The sequence below is a fragment of the Nitrobacter sp. 62-13 genome (assembly GCF_001896955.1).
Classification (GTDB): Bacteria; Pseudomonadota; Alphaproteobacteria; order Rhizobiales; family Xanthobacteraceae; genus Nitrobacter.
Map to the genome: position 1 here is coordinate 1 of NZ_MKRN01000031.1, position 20,633 is coordinate 20,633.

25 protein-coding genes and 1 tRNA gene are annotated in these 20,633 nt (G+C 62.6%); 10 read left to right on the forward strand and 16 right to left on the reverse strand.

The genetic code is table 11. The features are described 5' to 3' along the window. Positions 1-757, reverse strand: a 757-nt coding sequence (locus tag BGN91_RS04155; protein ID WP_292610793.1) for a HAMP domain-containing sensor histidine kinase, incomplete at its 3' end; no start/stop codon positions are given. 103 nt (positions 758-860) lie between these two features. Then, entirely contained in the window at positions 861-1,727 is an 867-nt protein-coding gene (gene gluQRS / locus BGN91_RS04160; protein ID WP_292610795.1) for a tRNA glutamyl-Q(34) synthetase GluQRS, read from the reverse strand. Positions 1,728-1,864: 137 nt separating this feature from the next. Between gluQRS and BGN91_RS04165 the strand changes: the two genes are divergently transcribed. Together BGN91_RS04165 and BGN91_RS04170 are read left to right on the forward strand one after the other, a co-directional pair. Beyond that, positions 1,865-2,518 carry a DNA-3-methyladenine glycosylase 2 family protein gene (locus BGN91_RS04165; protein WP_292610796.1) on the forward strand — a complete coding sequence of 218 codons (654 nt, stop codon included), beginning with the start codon at positions 1,865-1,867 and terminating at the stop codon, positions 2,516-2,518. A 99-nt stretch (positions 2,519-2,617) separates the two neighbouring features. Next, positions 2,618-4,522: a PAS domain-containing sensor histidine kinase gene (locus BGN91_RS04170; RefSeq protein WP_292610798.1), complete on the forward strand. Its 1,905-nt coding sequence runs from the start codon at positions 2,618-2,620 to the stop codon at positions 4,520-4,522. A gap of 123 nt (positions 4,523-4,645) precedes the next feature. On the opposite strand, the gene BGN91_RS04175 is transcribed toward BGN91_RS04170, so the two are convergent. From BGN91_RS04175 to BGN91_RS04185, 3 genes are all read right to left on the reverse strand, one after another. Next, positions 4,646-4,852 (reverse strand): hypothetical protein, encoded by a 207-nt coding sequence (locus BGN91_RS04175; protein ID WP_292610800.1) that lies wholly within the window; start codon positions 4,850-4,852, stop codon positions 4,646-4,648. A gap of 223 nt (positions 4,853-5,075) precedes the next feature. Continuing rightward, positions 5,076-5,261, reverse strand: a complete 186-nt coding sequence (locus tag BGN91_RS04180; RefSeq protein ID WP_292610802.1) for a hypothetical protein — start codon at positions 5,259-5,261, stop codon at positions 5,076-5,078. A gap of 243 nt (positions 5,262-5,504) precedes the next feature. Beyond that, a complete protein-coding gene (locus BGN91_RS04185) occupies positions 5,505-7,259 on the reverse strand; it encodes a chloride channel protein (RefSeq protein WP_292610803.1) in 1,755 nt (584 codons plus the stop codon). Between the two features lie 353 nt (positions 7,260-7,612). On the opposite strand from BGN91_RS04185, the gene BGN91_RS04190 reads away from it, so the two are divergent. Both BGN91_RS04190 and BGN91_RS04195 read left to right on the forward strand, forming a co-directional pair. Further along, positions 7,613-8,170 carry an HNH endonuclease gene (locus tag BGN91_RS04190; protein WP_292610804.1) on the forward strand — a complete coding sequence of 186 codons (558 nt, stop codon included), beginning with the start codon at positions 7,613-7,615 and terminating at the stop codon, positions 8,168-8,170. Positions 8,171-8,320: 150 nt separating this feature from the next. Next, positions 8,321-9,292, forward strand: coding sequence for a S1C family serine protease (locus BGN91_RS04195; protein ID WP_292610805.1), 972 nt, complete (start codon positions 8,321-8,323; stop codon positions 9,290-9,292). 50 nt (positions 9,293-9,342) lie between these two features. Here the strand turns inward: BGN91_RS04195 and BGN91_RS04200 are convergent, their stop codons facing one another. Beyond that, complete coding sequence (locus BGN91_RS04200; RefSeq protein WP_292610806.1) at positions 9,343-9,795, reverse strand: Rrf2 family transcriptional regulator; 453 nt, start codon at positions 9,793-9,795, stop codon at positions 9,343-9,345. 103 nt (positions 9,796-9,898) lie between these two features. On the opposite strand from BGN91_RS04200, the gene BGN91_RS04205 reads away from it, so the two are divergent. Continuing rightward, positions 9,899-10,087, forward strand: a complete 189-nt coding sequence (locus tag BGN91_RS04205) for a hypothetical protein (protein ID WP_292610808.1) — start codon at positions 9,899-9,901, stop codon at positions 10,085-10,087. Positions 10,088-10,104: 17 nt separating this feature from the next. Then, on the forward strand, positions 10,105-10,506 hold the full coding sequence (locus BGN91_RS04210) for a group III truncated hemoglobin (RefSeq protein ID WP_292610810.1): 402 nt from the start codon (positions 10,105-10,107) through the stop codon (positions 10,504-10,506). Positions 10,507-10,513: 7 nt separating this feature from the next. Here the strand turns inward: BGN91_RS04210 and BGN91_RS04215 are convergent, their stop codons facing one another. After that, complete coding sequence (locus BGN91_RS04215) at positions 10,514-11,137, reverse strand: DsbA family protein (RefSeq protein ID WP_292610812.1); 624 nt, start codon at positions 11,135-11,137, stop codon at positions 10,514-10,516. Between the two features lie 54 nt (positions 11,138-11,191). Continuing rightward, complete coding sequence (locus tag BGN91_RS04220) at positions 11,192-11,644, reverse strand: hypothetical protein (protein WP_292610814.1); 453 nt, start codon at positions 11,642-11,644, stop codon at positions 11,192-11,194. A gap of 187 nt (positions 11,645-11,831) precedes the next feature. Between BGN91_RS04220 and BGN91_RS04225 the strand changes: the two genes are divergently transcribed. After that, positions 11,832-12,083, forward strand: a complete 252-nt coding sequence (locus BGN91_RS04225; RefSeq protein ID WP_292610816.1) for a PsiF family protein — start codon at positions 11,832-11,834, stop codon at positions 12,081-12,083. A 191-nt stretch (positions 12,084-12,274) separates the two neighbouring features. Here the strand turns inward: BGN91_RS04225 and BGN91_RS04230 are convergent, their stop codons facing one another. Then, a complete protein-coding gene (locus tag BGN91_RS04230) occupies positions 12,275-12,817 on the reverse strand; it encodes a disulfide bond formation protein B (RefSeq protein WP_292610818.1) in 543 nt (180 codons plus the stop codon). A gap of 303 nt (positions 12,818-13,120) precedes the next feature. Between BGN91_RS04230 and BGN91_RS04235 the strand changes: the two genes are divergently transcribed. Beyond that, a tRNA-Leu gene (locus tag BGN91_RS04235) sits at positions 13,121-13,205 on the forward strand. Positions 13,206-14,129: 924 nt separating this feature from the next. On the opposite strand, the gene BGN91_RS04240 is transcribed toward BGN91_RS04235, so the two are convergent. The 7 genes from BGN91_RS04240 to BGN91_RS04270 all read right to left on the reverse strand — a co-directional run bounded on the left by BGN91_RS04240 (position 14,130) and on the right by BGN91_RS04270 (position 18,796). Beyond that, complete coding sequence (locus BGN91_RS04240) at positions 14,130-15,176, reverse strand: hypothetical protein (protein ID WP_292610820.1); 1,047 nt, start codon at positions 15,174-15,176, stop codon at positions 14,130-14,132. A 457-nt stretch (positions 15,177-15,633) separates the two neighbouring features. After that, on the reverse strand, positions 15,634-16,278 hold the full coding sequence (locus tag BGN91_RS04245) for a hypothetical protein (protein WP_292610822.1): 645 nt from the start codon (positions 16,276-16,278) through the stop codon (positions 15,634-15,636). Between the two features lie 263 nt (positions 16,279-16,541). Then, complete coding sequence (locus BGN91_RS04250; protein ID WP_292610823.1) at positions 16,542-16,784, reverse strand: hypothetical protein; 243 nt, start codon at positions 16,782-16,784, stop codon at positions 16,542-16,544. A 198-nt stretch (positions 16,785-16,982) separates the two neighbouring features. Then, entirely contained in the window at positions 16,983-17,171 is a 189-nt protein-coding gene (locus BGN91_RS04255; RefSeq protein WP_292610825.1) for a hypothetical protein, read from the reverse strand. Between the two features lie 99 nt (positions 17,172-17,270). Beyond that, positions 17,271-17,852 (reverse strand): YqaA family protein, encoded by a 582-nt coding sequence (locus BGN91_RS04260; protein WP_292610827.1) that lies wholly within the window; start codon positions 17,850-17,852, stop codon positions 17,271-17,273. A 60-nt stretch (positions 17,853-17,912) separates the two neighbouring features. Further along, a complete protein-coding gene (gene hisE, locus BGN91_RS04265; protein ID WP_292610829.1) occupies positions 17,913-18,302 on the reverse strand; it encodes a phosphoribosyl-ATP diphosphatase in 390 nt (129 codons plus the stop codon). Between the two features lie 113 nt (positions 18,303-18,415). Further along, complete coding sequence (locus tag BGN91_RS04270) at positions 18,416-18,796, reverse strand: hypothetical protein (protein WP_292610831.1); 381 nt, start codon at positions 18,794-18,796, stop codon at positions 18,416-18,418. Positions 18,797-19,008: 212 nt separating this feature from the next. Between BGN91_RS04270 and BGN91_RS04275 the strand changes: the two genes are divergently transcribed. Next, positions 19,009-20,070, forward strand: a complete 1,062-nt coding sequence (locus tag BGN91_RS04275; protein WP_292610833.1) for an ABC transporter substrate-binding protein — start codon at positions 19,009-19,011, stop codon at positions 20,068-20,070. A gap of 127 nt (positions 20,071-20,197) precedes the next feature. Beyond that, the coding region (locus BGN91_RS04280) for an ABC transporter transmembrane domain-containing protein (protein ID WP_292610835.1) at positions 20,198-20,633 on the forward strand (436 nt) is incomplete at its 3' end.

Below are 20,633 nucleotides of genomic sequence, written 5' to 3' on the forward strand. Positions count from 1 at the left end.
CCCCGCCCATCGCGCGGGCCAGTTGCTTCACCGAGGACAGCCCGAGGCCGGCGCCGCCGAAACGCGATGCAATCGAGACATTGGCCTGTGAGAACGGCCGGAACAATCGTTTGATCTCGGCGAGCGACAGGCCGATGCCGCTATCGGACACCGCAAAGGTCACGCCGATTTTTCCCTTCGGCCGCTGCGATGCAGTGACCTTGAGCACGACGTCGCCACGCTCGGTGAACTTGACGGCATTGTCGATCAGGTTTTCCAGCGCCGCGCGCACACGAACCGGATCTCCGGTCACGAATGCCGGCAGGTCGTCGGAAATTTCGACTGCCGAACGCAAGCCCTTGGCGGTGGCGCGGCCGGCGAGCGAGTCGCCGGCATTGCGCGCCAGCGCGCGCAGATCGAAGAAGTCCTGCCGTCCTCCCGGCGCGGAATGACGGCTTCGCGCCGCATCGACGAACAGCGTCGCCAGACTGGCGAGATGATCGGCGCCCGCCTTGATGGTCTCGACCCAGCGCCGTTCGCGCTCGCCGAGATCGGAGGTGGCGAGCAGGTCGCTGACTGCGAGGATTCCGGTGAGCGGCGTGCGCACCTCATGAGCGAACGCCGCCAGCGCGGTTTCGACGATATGGGACGAGGATCGCGCAGACGGTCGCTTCGCCTTCGCCGGGCTCAAAGCCTTCTTCGGACCGCGCGTTCCTGCCGGCCGTTTTTCACGCTTGCGCGACTTGAGCTTGCGCGGCGCGCGCGATGTCGGCGCCATGATGTCCTCCCCCGGCCCTGCGCCAGCATGCCACGGCCGGGGCGCGGGAGTCACGCGGGCGCGTGTTTTGAATCCAGGCAAGTCTTGCGGCGTTGCGGCAATTTCACAGCAGGCCGGTCAGTCTCCTGACTTCCTCGGCCGTCATCCCTCCGGCGCGCAATTCCCGCAACCCGGTCGACGATGACGACTTCGACAGCTTCTTCCCGGCATCGTCGCGGATCAGATCATGGTGGCGATAGGCCGGTTGCGGCAGGTCGAGGATTTTCTGCAGCAGCCGATGCACGGCGGTCGACCAGAACAGGTCGTGACCGCGCACCACGTCGGTGACGCCCTGCAGGGCGTCGTCGATCACCACCGCCAAATGATAGCTGGTCGGCGTTTCCTTGCGCGCAAGAACGACGTCGCCCCAGATTTCCGGCCGCGCAACGACCGCGCCGGTCTCACCATTGGGGCCGGAGCCCCGCTCGGTCCATGTGAGATCGCCGGCGAGCTTGCACGCCGCGTCCATGTCTAGCCGCAGCGCGAACGGCGCGCCGGATCGCAACCGCCGTTCCCTGGCGGGAAGCGACTTCGCCGCGCCGGGATAGAGCGGTGCGCCGTCGGGATCGCGCGGCCAGATCCCTCCCGTCTCGCGTGCGTTAACCAAAGCCGCAATCTCGGCGCGGCTCTCGAAGCTCGGATAGAGCAACCCAAGTGCGGCCAGCCGGTCGAGCGCCGCCCGATAATCGGCAAGATGGTCCGACTGCCGTCGAACCGGCGTCTCCCAGGTGATCCCAAGCCAGCCGAGGTCCTCATAGACCGCCGCCTCGAATTCGGGACGGCAGCGGGTTGCGTCGATGTCTTCGATCCGTAACAGAAACCGTCCCCCGCCTCGTCGGGCGGCGTCGAAATTCAGCAACGCCGAACGGGCGTGCCCGAGATGCAGAAAGCCGTTCGGCGATGGCGCAAAACGGAAAACGGGTGGCGGCATCGGTTCTTGCTCAACGATTGTTCGTCATGGCCCGTCTTCATACGATGCAGAGCGCCCAGAATGATCCATGCGCAGAGATGTTGCAAAAGGTGGATGGCCGGACACGCCCGACCATGACACAAAGGTGAGACGAACAAATGACCGTCCATCTGAAAACCCAGTCCGACCTCGACGACGCCATCCATGCGCTGGTGAAGCAGGACCCGCGATTGAAGCCAATCCTGGACCGCACCGGCCCTCCCGCCCTGCGCCGACGCCAGCCGGGCTTCGAAGGCCTCGCTGCGATCGTGTGCGGCCAGCAACTCTCCACCGCCAGCGCGAGCGCGATCTGGGGACGGCTCAGCGCGGCGTTCACGCCTTTCGACCACGACGCGATCCGCAAGGCCCGCATCGACCGTCTCGGCCGGCTGGGGTTGTCGGCGGCGAAGATCGCCGCGCTGAAACTGCTCGCCGGCGAGATCGCGGCGGGGCGCCTCAACCTCGATGTACTCGCCGAGGAGGATGCCGACGCCGCTCACGCCACGCTGGTCCGGTATCGCGGTATCGGGCCTTGGACCGCCGACGTCTATTTGCTGTTCTGCCTTGGCCACGGCGACGCCTGGCCCGCCGGCGACGTCGCGCTTCAGGAAGCGATCAAGGTCGGCCTCGGATTAACCACGCGACCTTCGCCGAAACAGATGGCGCCGCTCGCGGAACCGTGGCGGCCCCTGCGCGGCGCGGCGGCGCATCTGTGGTGGGCATACTACAAGGTCATCAAGAACCGCGAGGGGGTTGCTGCCGGGACAAAGTGAGCGAACTGGCCTCGTTCGTTCCGGTTCCCGCCGGCGCGACACCTCTGGAACCTAACGATTGCAGGGAGGTTATGTTTTTCGAGGGCTTCCGGGGTTTAAATGCTGGATACAACAAAAGACGCCAACAACACTAAAAAGTTGTTTGAAACCGAGCGTGGGTTTCGCCTTCTGGTGGAAGGTGTCACGGATTACGCGATCTATATGCTCGATCCCACGGGGATCATTACAAACTGGAACGTAGGCGCAGAACGTATCGAGGGGTATAGGACCGAGGAAGCTGTCGGCCAGCATTTCGCCGTGTTGTATACTCCCGAGGAGCGTGAAGCCGGCGTTCCCGCGAGGTCTCTTGAAACGGCGCGGCGCACCGGCAAATTCGAAGCCGAAGGCTGGCGGATTCGAAAGGACGGCACGAAATTTCTGGCATCAATCGTTATCGACGCCATCTACGAGCACGGTGATCTGGTGGGCTTTGCCGAGGTCACCCGCGATATCACAGAACGCAAACAGGCCGAGAATGCGCTGACAGAGAGCGAAAATCAGTTTCGCCTTCTCGTCGGCGGCGTAAGCGATTACGCGCTGTTCATGCTCAATCCCGACGGCATCGTTACCAACTGGAACATCGGCGGCGAACGCATCAAGGGCTACCGACCCGATGAAATCATCGGTCAGCATTTCTCGCGGTTCTACACCGATCCAGATCGAGCGGCCGGACGGCCCGCCCGCGCGCTACGCATTGCCAGCACCACCGGCCGCTACGACGAGGAAGGCTGGCGGGTCCGCAAGGACGGATCCTTTTTCTGGGCGAGCGTCGTCATCGACGCGATCCGGGACGACACCGGACGGCTCATCGGCTTCGCCAAGATCACGCGGGACATCACCGAGCGGCGCGAGGCGCAGCAGGCGCTGGAGCGCGTGCAGCGGCAGCTCGCCGAATCGCAGAAGATGGATGCGCTCGGCCAGCTAACCGGCGGCGTCGCGCACGACTTCAACAATCTTTTGATGATCGTGAGCGGAAACATCCAGACTTTGAAAACCAGAGTCGAAGGCGACCCGAAAACGCAACGAGCGATTCAGGCCATCGAGACTGCAATGCAGCGCGGAGCCGCTCTGACGCGGCAGCTTCTGACATTTTCCCGGCGCCAAAGCCTCAATCCCTTGCCGACCGATATCCCTGCCCGTATCCGTTCGGTCGCCGACGTTCTCAGGAGCGGCCTCGGCAGCGCGATTGCCCTGGACATCGACATGCCCAGCGAGGTGTGGCCGGTTACGGTCGATACAGCCGAATTCGAGACAGCCCTGATCAACCTCGTCATCAACGCGCGCGACGCCATGGCCGAGGGCGGGAGGGTCACCGTCAAGGCGCAAAACGTCTGCGACCCGGAAACAGGGCACGCTGTTGCAATTTCCGTCGAGGATACCGGCCATGGCATTCCCAACGACATTCTGGCGAAGGTGTTCGATCCATTCTTCACCACCAAGCCGGTCGGCAAGGGCACCGGCCTCGGCCTGTCACAGGTCCATGGCTTCGCACATCAGGCCGGTGGTCGCATCGACATCGAGAGCGAACTTGGCTGCGGCACCGTGGTCACCATCTATCTTCCGCACACTGAAGGGTTGACCGTCGAGAACCGCCCGCAAAGCCGGCGTGATGACGCCAGCGACACCATCCTCCTCGTCGAAGACAATCCGGACGTCGCAAGTGCGAGCGCTGGTCTTCTCGAAGAACTCGGCTATCGCGTTCGCATCACCACCAATGCCGAAACGGCCCTGAAGGAAATCGAGAGCGAGGGCATCGACCTGGTTTTCAGCGATATCGTCATGCCCGGAAAGATGGATGGCCTCGGTCTCGCCAAGGCTCTTCGCGCCAAGCGTCCCGATCTGCCCATTTTGCTGACGACAGGCTACAGCGAGGCTCTCGCCTGCAGTCAGAACGAATTCCCGATCCTCCGGAAACCGTACGCCATTCACGAACTCAGCCAGGCGCTCGCCAAGCTGTGCCAGTGAGGCTGGCGTGGCCGGATAAGTCTCGCGAAGCAAGGTCACCCGCAAGAAAAACCCGCCGGATAATCCGGCGGGTTATCATGAACAGCACGGCCTCGCACCGCGGAGCCGGCGACTTATGCTCGATCAGGTATGACCGCCTGAGCTTCCGGCCCACCAGGCAACGCCTGCCGGACCAACCCAGATGCCGGCCCCGCCGACCTGGATGCTGAAGCCCTTCTCGAATGTGTAGATGCTCACCGGCCCGATGTGGGCTTCGGCGCCACCCGATACGAGATCGAGTTCGGTTGCCGACAAGGCGCGGATCGCGCTGCCGGTCTCGTGTTCGCTCATGACATTCTCCTCAAGGTTGATGCAGCGTCTGGCTCATCCATCGCCGCCGCAACCAGTTTGCCGAAAGATCGGGGGAAGCGTCGTGATGCGGCTCACACAGTGCGGAGGCGGACATGATCGACGCTTCCTCCTCGTCCGCAGGCCGCCGCGGACAACGCGTGCGGCCAAAACAAAAGGGCCGGCGCCCGAGCGCCAGCCCTTTGGATGTCGCATCGCCGGGCAATCAGCCGATCGTATGCTTCGCGAATACGTCCTTGAAGGTCCACGGCGGCGCCGGCGGCTGGATCGGGCCGAGGGTCGGAAGGCGGATGCAACCGCCGTCATCGTAGATGCCGCCGGAAACCTGCTCGAGTTCCACGTCGTTCAGCGCGCGCAGGCCGTTGCCCTCGAAATCGGAAATCCGGGTCATGTCCATTCTCCCTTGTCTGGTGGCCCGCGAACCGGAATGGCTCGCATGCGCCATGACGGGACTATCCCAGAAGCCGCGCCCTGCATCTGTGATCTGGGTCACAAGGATAAGGACGCGCCTGCACAAGGTCACATTCCGAAAAACGAGGCGCCGCGCTACGTCGCCGCGCGCGTCGGATACATCGAGCGCCCGCGCGACTAATAATGCGTCAGGTCCCGTAGCCGCTCATCCGCCGTGCTGGGCTCACAAGTCACCGACAACCTCGCGGCGACGGCGCTCGGATTCTTCGGCATAGCGGCGCATCGCGTGCGCTTCGGTGAGGATTCCGATCGGGCGCTCGTCGTCGCCGGCCTCCACCACCGCAAGCGTTTCAGCTTCCGCCGCGTCGAACACGGCGATCGCCTGCTGGATGTTCATCGCAGGATGCAGGACCACGTCCTTGTAATGCAGGATGTTCGCGATATGCGTGATCTCGCCGGCTTCCGGCGTATGCGCCTCGGCAACCAGCGCCAGCCCGGCATAGCGACCTTCCTCATCCACTGCGATCACCTGGGTTTTCGAGCCGAGGGGAAATTTCGCGCGGAACTCCTCGATCGGCATGGTCGAAGCGACGGTCACAGTCTCGGGACGCATCATGCTCTTTACAGTGAGATCACGGATCCATCCGACGTCAGCGGCGCTGCGTATCGTTTCGCCGCGCAGATGCATGCGCCAGGTCGCAAACGAATAGCCGAACAATTCCCGAGTGATCTGCGTCGAGATGATGACCGCGATCAGAACAGCCGAGGTCAGCCAGAGATTGCCGGTGGATTCCAAGGCGATGAACGACATCGTCAGCGGGCCGCCGATCACCGATGCCGAGAGCGCGCTCATTCCGATCACCGCGTAGATATCCGGGTCGAGGTCGAGACCCGGCCACACCACATCAAAGCCGGCAGCGAACAATCGGCCGCCGAGCGCGCCAAGAAACAGCGTCGCAAAAAACAGTCCGCCGCGAAAGCCGCTGCCGAGCGAAACAATCGATGCCAGCGATTTCAAGATGAACACGATCGCGGTCATCTTCAGCGGCATGATCACGATGCCGGAATAGAACAGCGCGCCGTGCCCCGACGACATCACCTGCGGCGTCACCAGCGCCAGCAATCCGACGGAGAGCCCGCCGATCGCCAGCCGCGCCGGCGGCCCGATGCCGGTCAGCGCCGCCTCGCACAACGCGACGCCGCGCATGATGCTGATGCCGGTCAGCGCCGCGAACATGCCGATCAGCGCCGCGATCGCGAGATCGTGGCCGAAGATCACGCCGAAAGGCCCCACCCTGACGCCGAGCGACAGCGGCAGGAAGTTGTGGGCGACGAGATAGCCGATGACGGCCGCGACTCCGACCGGCGTCAGACTGGCAGGCGTATAGCCGCCGATCACCAGTTCGAACGCATAGAACGCGCCGGCCAGCGGCGCGCCGAACGCCCCCGCGATCGCGGCGGCCGCACCGCAGCCAACCATGATGCGCTGGTCGGCGCGACGCAGATGGAAGCCGCGTCCGATCGAGGCGCCGAGGCCGCTTGCAAGCTGGGTATAGCCCGCCTCGAGGCCGACCGATGCGCCGACGCCGCTGGACCAGACCGTCTGCAACGCAACGATGACGCTGCCGCGAAACGACATCCGTCCGCCATGCAGCGCGTTGGCCTCGATCGGGTCGACCTCGCGCGCCGGCCGCCAGCGCAACAGCAGCAGGAAAGCGCCGCCAAGCAGCAATCCTCCGATGCCCGGCACCAGCATGCCGCGCAGCGGATCGATCTTGTCCTGACTGGACAGATGCTCCCCGGCCGGAATGGCGAACAGCACCTCATGCATCTTGAGGACGGCAGCGCCCATCGCCGCAACCACCAGCCCGCCAATGGTTCCAATCACCGCCGCGAGCAGGATGAGGCTCGTCTCATGCGCGCGGACGAAGGCGCGGAACCGCTGCGGCGCTTCAATGAAACGGAAATCAGCAAACATTCGTCAGGTCCGGACGATGTCGGGCGGAGAGACAGTTAGCTTGAGGCGGTTTAGCTGTGTCGAGGCCTGCAAACCAGCCAGTGCCGCGCAAAATTCATGGTTGTGACCGGCAAGTTCAGATCAACCCGCAACCGTGCCCGCCGGAAAAGCAGAGCTTGCGCTCTTCACAATCCCGTCACGCTGCCTGTAGTATGCCGGCGCAAGCCGCCTCGAAGTGCGGCAGAACAGGAGTTGGGGCGTAGATCGCAAAAGGTGCCGGTTTTGCGATCAGAGTTGTGTGCATGTCATAATTGGATGCATTTTCGGCGGCAAACCGGCGTTCACTTCGCCGGAAAATGTTCTGGAGGCGCTGCTTGAACGCGCATGTCTCGCAAGGCGGCTGGCCGGTGCTGGTCCTGAACGCGGACTTCCGGCCGCTGAGTTACTATCCGCTGTCCCTCTGGTCGTGGCAGGACGCGATCAAGGCGGTGTTTCTCGACCGCGTCAATATCGTCGAACATTACGACCGCGCCGTGCGCAGCCCTTCGTTCGAAATTCAGCTCCCGAGCGTGGTGTCGCTGAAATCCTTCGTCAAGCCGTCCACCCATCCCGCTTTCACCCGCTTCAATGTGTTCCTGCGCGACAAGTTCATGTGCCAGTACTGCACGGCCATCGAGGATCTTACCTTCGACCACATCATCCCTCGCAGCAAAGGCGGCCAGACCACGTGGGAGAACGTCGTCGCGGCCTGCTCGCCATGCAATCTGCGAAAAGGCAACCTGACGCCGCAGCAGGCTGGGATGTTCCCCCGCCAGACGCCGTTCGCGCCGACCGTGCATCAATTGCATCGCAACGGCAGGCTGTTTCCGCCGAACTATCTGCACGATAGCTGGCTGGACTATCTCTATTGGGATACCGAACTCGATCCATAGGCTTGCGTCGCGGTTGTGTGGGCGGACGCATCGCGCGGGGCCGAATTCCCGCCGCTTTCACAGCGAACGTTTGAGGTCTAGGATCGTTGTGCGGTGACTTCTGTTCAACGACAGACCGTTGCCCCCATCCGCGTCGAACGGAGAATGCGCATGGCCTCATTGACCGAATGGAAGGTTCCGGCCGCCGCGCAGCCGCGCCAGGACGACTACGAATTCGATCTGGACCGCGCACTGTCCGCCGTGGTCGGACTGCATTCGATCATTCCACCCGACGCCTTCACCGCGCATACCCTCGGCGAGGAGCGCGCCGGCAATGGCGTCGTGATCGACGACGGCCTGGTTCTGACCATCGGATATCTCATCACCGAAGCGGACAGCGTGTGGCTCCATCTTGCCGACGGCCGCGTTGTGCAGGCCGACATGCTGGGCATTGATCGCGAGAGCGGCTTCGGCCTGTTGCAGACGCTCGGCCGGCTCGATCTCGAACCGCTGCCGCTGGGCTCGTCCGCTGCGGCCGGCGTGAACGACAGGGTCGTGGTGGGCGGCGTCGGTGGCCGAACCCGCTCCCTCGCCGGCCGCATTGCCGCCAAGCAGGAATTCGCCGGCTACTGGGAATACCTGATCGACGACGCCATTTTCACCCACCCGGCGCACCCCAACTGGGGCGGCGGCGGCGTTATCTCGGCAGCGGGCGAACTGATCGGGATCGGCTCGCTGCAGCTCGAGCGGGTGAATGGAGGCCAGACCGAACATCTCAACATGAACGTGCCGATCGATCTGCTGAAGCCTGCGCTCGACGACCTGCGAAAATTCGGACGGGTCAACAAGCCGGCCCGCCCGTGGCTCGGCATCTACGCCACCGAGATCGAAGATAGGGTCGTCGCGGTCGGAATCGCGCCGAAGGGACCGGCGGCCCGCGCCGAGCTGCGCACCGGCGACGTGATCCTCGCGGTAAAGGGGGAAAAGGTATCGGATCCGGCGCAATTCTACCGGAAATTATGGGCGCTGGGTCCCGCAGGCGTCGACGTGCCGCTGACGCTCTATCGCGAGGGCGACATCTTCGACGTGGTGGTGGCGTCAATCGACCGGGACCGAATGCTGAAGAGGCCGCGATTCCACTAACGCGTCGCGACGAACGCCTGTCGCCGCGACGGAATCGGCCTCGCCGGCTTTTATTGCGGTGATGTGCCCTGTGGAATGCCGAGCAGCCCCGCAAGGCGGGCGCGGGGCGCCACGAGGTCGGCCAGCGTATATCCTTCAAGCACTTCCATGAACGCGTCCTGCGCCCGTTTCAGCGCGCGCTTGAGTACGCAACTCGGGTTGATCGTGCAGGACGCGTTAACAGGCTTCAGGCACGACACCACCGCCATGTCCGGCTCCGTGGTGCGAATGACCTCGGCCAGGCTGATCGCCTCGACCGGCTTGGCGAGGCGCAAGCCGCCGCCCCGGCCGCGCACCGTCTCGATATATCCGGCCACGCCGAGCTGATGGACGACCTTCATCAGGTGCGCCTCGGAAATATCATAGCTTTCGGCAATCGCGGCGATGGTCGAAAGTCCGTCGGATTTCAGCGCAAGGTACATGAGCACCCGCAATGCGTAGTCCGAATAGGTGGTGAGGCGCATGCATCTCTCCCGCGGGGGCAGTCACGTAAAAGCTATATTTTAAATATTGCTTTTAGGCAACCGCGGATGTATAGCGGTGCCATCCTTTTGAACGGAGGGCTCCATGAACTCGAGTCACGCCACAATCAGCGATACCGTCCTAAAGCCTTTTCTGCTGCCGGGAACCGTTGTCTGCAACATTATCGGAATCAACGGCAGCAATCCGGGCGATTATTCCAACCTGGTCCGGATGTTGGTCAATTCGTTGATCTGGACTGTAGCCGGGGTCATCGTTATGGCTTTTCTCGCATGAACAGCGCGCCGCAAAAAATGGATCATGTTTCCGAGGACGGCATCGTCCGGCTGGTCGACACCTTCTATACGAAGGTGCGCGCCGACCCGGAGCTGGGCCCGATCTTCGAAAACAAGATCAAGGACAACTGGCCCCACCATCTGGAGAAGATGTACGCGTTCTGGTCGTCAGTGATGCTGACCACCGGCCGCTACAAGGGCAATCCCATGATGAAGCACATGGTGATACCCGGCCTGAGGCCGGAGCTGTTCACCCAATGGCTTTCGCTGTTCGACGAGACCTGCCGCGAACTTTGCGAAGAGCCGATCCGCGCCGCCTTCATGGAAAAGGCCGAGCGCATCGCCGAGAGCCTGAAAATCGCGGTATTCTATCGGCCCGACCGGCCGTGGCCGCCGCAGGCATCCGCGAGCCTGACCTGACGCCGCCTTATTTTTTGTCGCGACGGAACGCCTTGCGTGCGTCCGCGATGGCCTGATCGAACTGCGCCATGGTCAACGCGCCGGGAACGCGGAATTTTCCGATAATGAACGCCGGCGTTCCGTTGAATCCGAAAGCGGTCGCCTGATCGTTGTTGCGTTTCAGAATGGCATCGATGGCGCCGGCGTTGGTGGCCATGTCCTTGAGCGCGCGACCGACGTCGATCTTTGCGCCCGCCAGCAACTCGCGGATGCGCGGCTCCGTCAAACGTGAACTGGTGCTCATCAGCGCCTCGTGCGCGGCCGCGAACTTGCCCTGGTATTTCGACGCCAGCGCCAGACGCGACGCATAGACCGAGACCGGCCCGAGGATCGGCCAGTCCTTGAAGATCATCCGGACCTTGCCATCGTCGTAAACCACCTGTGCAAGCTCCGGCGCGAGCTTGCGGCAGTACGGGCAATTGTAATCGAAAAATTCGACGATGGTGACGTCGCCCTGCGCGTTGCCCGCCGGCGGGATCTCCGGATCGCGCAATACCGCGCTCTCGGTCAGAACCTCGTCGGAGCTAACGGCGAGGGCGGGGACGAATCTCAGACCCGCCACCGCCGCGCCAAAGCCGAAAGCACCGAGCATCCGGCGTCTGGTCGTCCGGATGCTCGCCCCGCCTTGCGATTCAGGCATCTCCGATCAGACGCCCTTCAACCGCTTGGTGCATTCGCTGTAGTAGCCGCCGCCCTTCATGATCCACTTCAACCCGCCATTGGCGTTGGTGGTCTTGTTGGTCCTGTATTGATCGAGGCAGGTATGCTCACGCGCCTTGCCCGCAGACTCGTTGGCATATTTCGGCGACACCGCCGACGGGAAGACCGCATTGCCGACCGGCGCGGCAGGCGTCGCAGCGGTCTTCGGCGCAGGCGTGGCCGCGGGCGTTGCCGAAGGCGTTGTGGCGGCAGTGGCCCCCGCCCCGCACTCGGCCTTGCGGAAATCATTCCACTTCTGACCGTTGAGCGTGCCCGCCGATTTCGCAGCCTTATATTTCGCGCTGCATTCCTGCGCGGTCAGCGCCTTGGCGGGCATCACCGAAAGCGCAAACAAGCCGGACGCTGTCAGCGCGCCAAGCAATTTCAAATGGCCTGTCATGTCTGTCCTCCCGGGACATCAAGGATGGGACCGATATCCTAGCGCGACCGCCCGCCGTTTCAACGGCGCGCCTGAATCCCGGATCAAAAAAATGTGGCTGCATGTTTTGGGTGATCCGAGTGCCATTCATTCGCCGTTCAGCCGGGCTCCGCGACGGTGACGCCCTCATCAACCCGAGGGATTTCCCATGACCATGTCTTCCCGTGTCATCGCGACCATCGCCGCATCGCTGCTGCTTGGCGGAACGGCTTTCGCGCAGATGACCGCGCCCGCGACGCCCGCACCGGCATCGAAGATGGCACCCGCCAAGAAGGCCGAGAAGCCGCGCACCGCGGCCTCGCTCGAATGCTCAAAAGAGGCCGACGCCAAGGGCCTGCACGGCAAGGAGCGCAAGAAATTCCGCTCGGAGTGCAAGGCCAAGGCGGCCAAGCCGAACTGATCCCGCGCGCCCGGCAGTGTCGGCGGGTCACCGACCTCCGACACCGCCGGCTTTGCCGTGCGCAGGGCTGGCGGGGCCGCCCTTTGAGTCTGATTCAACGACATTGAATCAGACTCAAGTTCTATCCTTCTGACTGGGCATGATCTTATCCGAAAACCGATTTCCAGTTTTCGGGGTCTTTGCTTTAAGGATTATCGGACCTTGCCTGCCAGGGCTGCGATGCCCCACCCCGCCAGCGCCGCCATCAACAGCGATATCATCGCGTTGTAGCCGGCAAGCGACAGACCGAGAAAGCGCCACTGCACCTCGTCGCAGCGCACGACCTTGACCTTGTCGAGGTTGTCGAGCAGACCGGCCTTGCCGAGATCGAGCACCGGTCCGGTACAATCGGCCGGTCCCGGCCAGTAGCCCCATTCGACGCCGGCGTGATAGGCGCCGAGCCCGGCATTGCCCAGCACGGCCAGCGCGAGGACGGCGAGACCCGGCATGATCAGGCAACGCGGCGCGCCCTTCCCCGTGATAAACGCCACGAACAGGCCGAGGGGAATCGCAAGATAGTAGGCATAGCGCTGCTCGAGGCAGAGCGGGCACGGCAGGATATCCAGCACGAGCTGGAAATACCACGCGCCTGCGATCGTTGCCGCGGCGATGAAGGCCACCGCCAGCGACGCGGCGAAGGCGGTTTTCTTTCCGCGGGCCGCAGAGGTGGATGTCTCGGCGACATCGGGATTCATGGCGGGTGGGCTCCGGCTGACTGCTTCGCTTGTGCTAAATCACGATGATCTTGGATCAATCATGCACGTGATCGATTCTTTTGAGCGGGATGCGGGACGGAAAACAGCACCCCACTTTCCTCATCCCGCTCAAGACGTCGTAGCCTCGCGCCTCGCCGCTGTCGAGCCGGCGGACATCACACTGCGTTGTCTCGGCTCTCAGGTTTCTTGCCGCATCGGCGGCGCGGGTTGACCGGGAAGGAACGCCCGCTATAGTCCGCCCGCTTCGCAAGGCCCCGCCGCTTTTGGCACGGCCCCGCGAATGCCCCTGTGGCGGAACTGGTAGACGCGCTCGACTCAAAATCGAGTTCCGCAAGGAGTGCTGGTTCGATTCCGGCCAGGGGCACCAGAGGCTTATCCGCAAGCCTCCGCCACCCTTTTGAAAGAAGCGAGTTCTGTCCGATAAACCGGGCATTTCTTGACCGGAGCGGGCGCCACTATCCGCCGACATCCGCGCAATTCCTGCAGGTTCAGCCCGATGCCGCGAAGCTCTGGCGCTTCTCCGGCCGCGGCAGGGCTCTGTCGTCAGGCGGCGATCCCGTCCCCAAGCCGTGCTGCTTCCCGCATCAATCAAGGCCCTGGCAGAGGGTTCTCGATCGCGGTAACGGTCAATGAGCAGCCCGGGATGCAGCACTGATAACGACCATCCACCTCACGGAAACGGCTCGCAACTGTCGTCTTGATACGGTTTGAGACGTTCGGTGGGCCGTCACCCATGGCTAGTGTGAGTGACATTGGATCGGGACTCGGTCCGCACTTGGCTGGTCCACTTCGCTACCATCATAGCAAACGTGACGATCGCCCAAGCGGTGAATCCGAACAGGGCCGCAGCAATCAACGTTTTTCGCATCGGGCAATTCTCTTCATGAGAGCCAGCTACGCTCGTCGCCGCCGGAACCGTAATCCGGATTGCACGCGCGGGGAAGCGCCCCCGACAGGGTTTCTATACCTTTGGCTATTTAGCTGGAACGGTGCGCAAGGTGCCGGCGCCCTTCAAAATGACGGCCGACATATCGGCGGGCAACACCACGTCGCTCCCGGCTTTCAGCTCGCGCATGCCTTCATCGACGAGCGCTACACCGGCGGCATCCTCGGCCGTATCGCCACTTAACCTTCCCTGGCTTACGCCCTGTCATGTCATCAAGCCGGGCGAGCGGCTTTGCGATGCAGGAAAGTCTCAACAATGTTCCGTTTACACAAAAAACCGTGACAAGATCGGCGCGTTTGCAAGCGTGTCCGGCTCGCACGGCAGATAGCGAAGGTCGGATGCCCTCTAAGCCGGAAGGGTTTGAAGGTGGTAGACTTGATAGGCATGCCTGCGCGGCGAGGTGAAGTGGTCTCCGAAATTCAGGCCGTGATGTCTCTCCACGCCGCCAATCAGATCCCCTGCATTGAACGCAGTCGACAACCGATCCGGAAGGGCAAAGAGACAGGTGAAGCCTGGGCCCCATAAGGAGTCGGTCGGGTTCAGCTTTGTGTCCTCGATGTTGCTTCTGAAACTGTCAGGATCCCAGCACAGGAAAACAAGCTGGCCGTCCATCAGAGCCCAATCAAACGCAAGCACGTAGTGTTCCGGCGTGGGGAAGGTGCTGCGCTCGTGCGAGGCTCCACTGAGCACGCCACAGCGCACCACCGATCTTGCGACGAGCGCGCTCGTCATCTGTCCATAGAGGACGCCGAGCGCCACTGTATTGGAATATTGGATCGTTTGTTGAGGAACGGGGTCTGCGCTGCCGGCCGCGGCGCCAGAAACGGTCGCGCCAGCAATCTGACCTTGCGAGATGCGGCTCGCCGGTGCGGTTGTTGAAACACCTCGCGCGCGGAGCAGCTTGCCGGCGAGGGACTGCAAAACAGGATAGCACTTGTCCTGTTCGTAGGCACTTGCCGCCCGGATCCTGTCCATGGTTGGATCAAGGGAAAACCAAGGCGGACCCGCGCCTATGTCCGGAGTGCCCCAAACGCTGGTATAAAGCTGCTGAACCTCGTTGGTTGCCGAAGGTGACGGTACTGCCAGTTGCTGAACACTTTGAGGGAGGTTGAGGCTTGTCGCCAGTGCTGACAAAGCCGCATTCGTCAACGTCGAAGGGGGGCCATTGAAAAAGTCCTTTACCTTCTGGATGGCACTCTTTTTCACAGCCTCAGGGACGAGCGCCCACAGGACGTCCGAAGCGATGGCTGATTGTATGGTCCCAACGGCCATGTCGATGAGCCGGTTGGTCACATAGAACTGGCCGTAGGTAATCAGTTGGGTGTGAGCGGCAAACTCGTTCTGAAAGCTCTGCACTTTGGCGCGCAGCGTCGCATCCCTGAAATTGACCACTTTGAAAATCTCCCGCCCTTAGGTCCAAATTAAATATATAATTTTGTCACTTCGTATTTGCGGCAGCAACTTCGGCTCGTGCGCGGAATGGCCTGCATGTTGCCTCGGACAGGCCCTTTAATCCCGCGAGTCCCGCGGTCACCGTAGCTAATGCAAAGATCGCGAGTCATCCTATCTCGGCACTTAAGCGTGACGTGCGTTAAGGCGATATGCGGCGACAAGTGAAAATTTTACAAGTCGCTCCACCGAAGCCGAAGCCATCTTGCGGAGAAAATAAAGCAGTCGAAGGATGCGCCGACTTCTGTTGGACGCTCTCGATCACCGCATTCTCGACCGCCATGCCGACGCTCGCGCGCAAGGGAGGAATTGACAGCTAGCGCTTCACCTTCAACCCGATCTCGACGAGGCGGCCGATGGCTTCTGACGATGTTCTGCCCGCGGGACGGATTGCCGGTCCCTAGATGAGCGAAGCCACCGCCTCCAGTCCGATGATGCGCGCGAGCGAACGCGCCTCACGCTTCTGCTCCTCACGCAGCCTCGACAGCAGCGGTTGGGCTGCAGTCTTGATCTGCTCGATGTCGGCTGGACTGAAAGAGGCCTGCCGTCCCGTCACTGTGCGCCGCTCATGGATTTTCCGGGCGACGTCGCGCAACACGCTTTCCACGGCCGGCCAGTAAGGCTGCTGCGCGGACGTCAGTTGCAGCCGGTTCTTCAGCGCAGCGATCTGCATGTCGCTGAGCAGCGAGTAATTTTTCTGAACGAGCTGATTGGCGATACTGGGCCGCGGTCGGGGCAGCGGCGGCTTATCGAGGGAGGCCGTCGGCGGCAAAAACTCGGCACTGACGGAAACGTCTGCGTCCCGCTCCGGCAACGCGGAGGACGCCACATCTTCGCCGGCGTCGGGAGCAGCCGCAAATCGCGTCGCGACTTGAAGCCGGTCGGTTTTTCGCGCGCGGTTGGCCGCCGGTTCGGCCTCGGCTGGCTCTGCTTCGGCGGGTGGCGGCGCGGCAGAAAACCGGACCACCAGGACGTTGCCGCGCCCGAAAACCCCTGCCAGCGTCACCCCGGTGACGACGCAGCACGCAAGCGCCAGAACCGTCATCGTCCGCGTCAAAAAAGATCTCCGGTTCAGCCCACGAACGGCCGCCGATTGTCCTCACAAATCGATACGAATTAAGGCTTCCCCGCGCAAGACAGGTCGTTTCTCGCCGGGCACCTGGGGAAAATCGCTGGCCCGCCCCGCTACAACAGCGCGATCCGCGAAAACGAATACCGGTTTTACGTCCGATCGCGCTTCTCAAAATACCGAGAATGCGCGCGATCTTTTCGGCAGACCGCTCACATTTCCGCTGATCATAGAGCTGGCTAGGCGGCCAGAATATAGGCGTTCTGGATGTCGGCGACGAGTTCTGACGCCTCCCAGATCGCGTCTGGCGGGATCGTACTCATGCTGACGGTCCAGTTGGCCCCGCTGCGGGTCCTCGGGGTGCTGACGACGTCGAAGCGTACGTCGCGGCACAGCGGATGCCTGCCGAAGGCGGCGGCCACGCGGGCCTGCAACTCCTTGATGGTCGCCGGTATCCTTTCCGGCGCAATGTCGCGATCCATCGCCCTGCCCGTTGCCCGCCGGAATTTTGCGGCGAGGGCCGCAAATACATACCGGCACGGGAAAAAGTGCCTCAGTTCGGTTAATGGATCGTTAATTCGGGAACCCGCCTCACCAGAGGCGAGGGAAGGGGCAAGCCAAACATCGTCCGAAAGAGGCAGCTTCGCAGGGCGCGCGTTTCGCCGGCGCGTCCGGAGTCATCATTTGATCCGTTTAAGCTCTGCAAGCACCTCGTCGATGGTCGCGAACTCGGTTTCCACGGCCTGGCGCACCAGCGTGTAACGTTTGGGACCATCCGGATCATCGGCGTGGCGAACAACCAGCCCGAGCTTGAACGCCAGCGCCCTGGCCTGCCTGAATTTCTCCAGCTCATCGTTCGTCGTCATCATGTCGTTCTCCGTGCTCCGCCGAGCTGAAAGGTCATCTTGTTCGTTGGAATTGCGGTCTCCCGTCCATTTATTCCAACTCCCGCCTCGCCATCAACGCCTCTAGATCAGGCGGAACGCGATCACAAAGCCGAGGACGATAACGGCGGCGCCGATCGCAACCCACAGGCCGAGCCGTTTCTCGATCTCGTATCGGATCACGTCGCCGTAACGATTGAGCAGGACCGCGACGATAAAAAAGCGGCCTCCCCGGGCGACGATCGAACACAGGATAAACAGCCAGAGATTGTATCCGGCGAAGCCCGAGGTGATGGTGACGAGCTTGTAGGGGATCGGGGTCAGGCCCTTGCCGATGATGATCCAGGCTCCCCATTGCGCATACGACTGGCGAAACGCCTCGACCTTGTCGGCCAGACCATAGAGCTGAATGAGCCACTGCCCGAGCGAGTCGTAGAGCAGCGCCCCGATCGCATAGCCGAGCACGCCGCCTGCAACCGAGGCGATGGTGCAGAGCGTTGCGAACAGCCATGCGCGCTGCGGCCGCGCCAGCGACATCGGCAGCAACATGATGTCGGGCGGCACGGGAAAAAACGAGCTTTCCGCGAAGGCGACGGCCCCCAGTATCCACAACGCGTAAGGCTTGTCGGCGGCGGCAATGCACCAGTCATAGGTCTGTCTCAGCATGGCGCGATCAACCACTGCGCAGCGGATTTGTCCATGGCTGAGGCGAAGATTCAGCGCCGCTTATGCAACCGAAGGGCCTCGAGCGCGACGACCCGGCCCTTCGCCGAACCTTGCGGAGGCCTTGAGCGGTTTCGGCGGAGCTTTCGGCAACTTCTCGGCGATCCCGAGCATGCGCTCGCGGCGGTCCATCTCGGACCACACGTCTTCAGGACGGACCCCGGCCGCGGCCCACAGCACGGCGAGATTATAGAACAGATCGGCGCTTTCGCGGATCACCGCATCAGGCTTGCCACCGACCGCATCGATCGCGATTTCGATAGCCTCCTCGGCAACCTTCTTGGCCATCTTGGTGGGACCGCGCTGAAACAGCCGCGCAGTCCGCGAACTGGCGGGGTCGAAATCCCGCGCCGCGATCACCGCCTGATAAAGCCGCTCCAGCGAATCACTCATGCCGGCCACGCTAGCGGAAACACATGGCGGCCAGATTAACGCCGGCATCAAAACGACGCCGGCCGCGATCGCAGCCGGCGTCCGTCATCCTGCCTCAATAATTCCCGGAAACCTCAATAGGGAACGTAGTATCGGGGGCCGCCGTAATAATAGCCGCGCGGCGGACCATAATATCTGGGACCGTAATATCCGGGGCCATAATCATAATAGGCATCGCGACGCGCCTGGTTGGCCGCGATCGCGCCGACGGTGCCGATGATGCCGGCGAACGCAGCCGCCGCAGCAGCATCCCCGCCGCGCCGGTAATGCCGATGGTGCCGTCGCGCCGCGCTGAAATCCGTAACTTCGCTGGATGATCCCGTCGCCGAGATTCCGCTGGAAACGGGCGCTGACGATCCGGCGAAAGACGGACCAGCCGCCGTCAGAGCCACCGCCGCAACCGTCGTCAAAACGACGATCCGGCCGGTCCGTTTGAAGTTTCTACGCGTCAACATCTGATACCTCTGCTGATGTACCCGGCCAGTTGAGGCCATTCTGAAGATAACCCCCGTCTTCACATCGAGTTCCAGGAGACAAATGCCGGTCCGCCTGCGGCAAATTGTGGCGGTCATCGCGTGTTCAGGTTATCTTTGTTAGACCTTGTATTCTGAAACCTGCCGGCGTTCGCGCAAAAACACCCGCAATCCGGCCGATCGCTGCAAATCCCATGCAAGCACGTTCAATGCGCTCTCTCTGGTTTGTCCTGCTGGTGCTCCTGGGCACGGTCGGTGTCGCGCGCTTCGGCATCGCGGACGGCCGCGCCGACCCGGTCACGCTCACCCAGATCGAGTTTTCGCTCGATCGCCCGATCGATGCCGCCGTCGCTCCGGTCGTGCTGGCATCGACCAGAGGGCTTTTCCGCGGTGAAGGCCTGAATGTCACGACGACGGCCGCCAGCGACACGTCCGACGCCATTGCGCGGGTCGCGGTCGGAACAAGCCAACTGGGGCTGGCCGACATCAATGCACTGATCCGCTTTCGTGACGAGCCGGGCGCGCCGCCGGTGAAGGCGGTGTTCGTGCTGTTCGACAAAGCGGCCTATGCCTTCATCGCCCGCAAGAGCCGGGGCATCAACGCGCTTGCCGACATCGAGGGCAAGACGGTCGGCGTCACCGACGGCGACTTGTCGATAAGGCTGTGGCCCGCGCTTGCCCGTCGAAACAAATTGCCGCTCAAAACAGTGAAACTGGCTCAGGTCGGCCCCGCGGTTCGTGAACCGATGCTTTCGGCAGGCCAGCTCGACGCCATATCCGGCCTGTCATATCTGTCGGGGGTCGACCTGCGCAATCGTGGCATCCCGGCCGACGATCTCACGGTCCTGCGGTTTTCCGACTACGGCTGCGCCGCCTACGGCAAGGTTCTGATCGTCAATCCCGAGTTCGCTGCCGAGCAGCCGAAAGCAATCAAGGCGTTCGTGCGTGCGGTGATTGCCGGCTTGCGGCTGACCGTCAAGGCGCCCGAGCAGGCAGTCGACGATGTGCTCGCCCAGATGGATAACGGATCGCGCGCTGTCGAGCTGGAGCGCCTGCATGCGGTGCTGAGTGACAACATTCTGACCAGCGAGGTCAAGCATAGCGGCATCGGAGCGATCGACCCGGTCCGGTTCGAGACCTCGCTTGATCAGATCGCCGAAGATTTCAAATTCCGCCATCGTCCGACGGCCGCTGATATCTTTGACGACAGTTTTCTGCCGCCAGCCGGCGACCGCAAGATCACGCAGGCCGAATAACACCGGCAGAAGCCACTATATCCCCAATCCGATCCCTGATTAGAATGCCGCGGTCCTCTTCCTTTCGGCGCACCCCTCGTTTGTATTGCCGGGGTGCTGCCGCTGCGATCCGCCCGAGCATCGTCCGATGTCGATGATCCGCCTTTACACGCGCGTACTTGAATCGCTCGGCAAGGAAGCGCGGCTTGGCTGGATCCTTGCCGGGGCCAATCTCCTTTTGGCCGGCGCGCAGTTCGCCGAGCCGGTGCTGTTCGGCCGCATCGTCGACGTCCTTTCCGGCAATCCCGCAGCCGGTCCTTTCGGGACGACTTCGACGTCGCCGTGGCCGCTGCTGGCGGTGTGGGTGGCGTTCGGCCTGTTCACCATCCTGTGTGGCGTGATCGTGGCCTTGCAGGCCGACCGTCTTTCGCACCGCCAGCGCCAGGCCGTGCTGACGGACTATTTCGAGCACATCCTGCAATTGCCGCTGACCTATCATGCCGGCACCCATTCCGGCCGCTTGATGAAGGTGATGTTGCAGGGCACCGACGCGCTGTGGCGGCTGTGGCTCGGCTTCTTCCGCG

Bases quoted from the DNA above. Each gene is read 5' to 3' on its own strand.
- BGN91_RS04170 (WP_292610798.1), top strand. From the start codon at position 2,618: ATGCTGGATACAACAAAAGACGCCAACAACACTAAAAAGTTGTTTGAA.
- BGN91_RS04245 (WP_292610822.1), bottom strand. From the start codon at position 16,278: ATGACGGTTCTGGCGCTTGCGTGCTGCGTCGTCACCGGGGTGACGCTG.
- BGN91_RS04275 (WP_292610833.1), top strand. From the start codon at position 19,009: ATGCAAGCACGTTCAATGCGCTCTCTCTGGTTTGTCCTGCTGGTGCTC.
- BGN91_RS04195 (WP_292610805.1), top strand. From the start codon at position 8,321: ATGGCCTCATTGACCGAATGGAAGGTTCCGGCCGCCGCGCAGCCGCGC.
- hisE (WP_292610829.1), bottom strand. From the start codon at position 18,302: ATGAGTGATTCGCTGGAGCGGCTTTATCAGGCGGTGATCGCGGCGCGG.
- BGN91_RS04270 (WP_292610831.1), bottom strand. From the start codon at position 18,796: ATGTTGACGCGTAGAAACTTCAAACGGACCGGCCGGATCGTCGTTTTG.
- BGN91_RS04175 (WP_292610800.1), bottom strand. From the start codon at position 4,852: ATGAGCGAACACGAGACCGGCAGCGCGATCCGCGCCTTGTCGGCAACC.
- BGN91_RS04210 (WP_292610810.1), top strand. From the start codon at position 10,105: ATGGATCATGTTTCCGAGGACGGCATCGTCCGGCTGGTCGACACCTTC.
- BGN91_RS04230 (WP_292610818.1), bottom strand. From the start codon at position 12,817: ATGAATCCCGATGTCGCCGAGACATCCACCTCTGCGGCCCGCGGAAAG.
- gluQRS (WP_292610795.1), bottom strand. From the start codon at position 1,727: ATGCCGCCACCCGTTTTCCGTTTTGCGCCATCGCCGAACGGCTTTCTG.
- BGN91_RS04200 (WP_292610806.1), bottom strand. From the start codon at position 9,795: ATGCGCCTCACCACCTATTCGGACTACGCATTGCGGGTGCTCATGTAC.
- BGN91_RS04205 (WP_292610808.1), top strand. From the start codon at position 9,899: ATGAACTCGAGTCACGCCACAATCAGCGATACCGTCCTAAAGCCTTTT.
- BGN91_RS04260 (WP_292610827.1), bottom strand. From the start codon at position 17,852: ATGCTGAGACAGACCTATGACTGGTGCATTGCCGCCGCCGACAAGCCT.
- BGN91_RS04250 (WP_292610823.1), bottom strand. From the start codon at position 16,784: ATGGATCGCGACATTGCGCCGGAAAGGATACCGGCGACCATCAAGGAG.
- BGN91_RS04220 (WP_292610814.1), bottom strand. From the start codon at position 11,644: ATGACAGGCCATTTGAAATTGCTTGGCGCGCTGACAGCGTCCGGCTTG.
- BGN91_RS04185 (WP_292610803.1), bottom strand. From the start codon at position 7,259: ATGTTTGCTGATTTCCGTTTCATTGAAGCGCCGCAGCGGTTCCGCGCC.
- BGN91_RS04180 (WP_292610802.1), bottom strand. From the start codon at position 5,261: ATGACCCGGATTTCCGATTTCGAGGGCAACGGCCTGCGCGCGCTGAAC.
- BGN91_RS04215 (WP_292610812.1), bottom strand. From the start codon at position 11,137: ATGCTCGGTGCTTTCGGCTTTGGCGCGGCGGTGGCGGGTCTGAGATTC.
- BGN91_RS04225 (WP_292610816.1), top strand. From the start codon at position 11,832: ATGACCATGTCTTCCCGTGTCATCGCGACCATCGCCGCATCGCTGCTG.
- BGN91_RS04165 (WP_292610796.1), top strand. From the start codon at position 1,865: ATGACCGTCCATCTGAAAACCCAGTCCGACCTCGACGACGCCATCCAT.
- BGN91_RS04255 (WP_292610825.1), bottom strand. From the start codon at position 17,171: ATGATGACGACGAACGATGAGCTGGAGAAATTCAGGCAGGCCAGGGCG.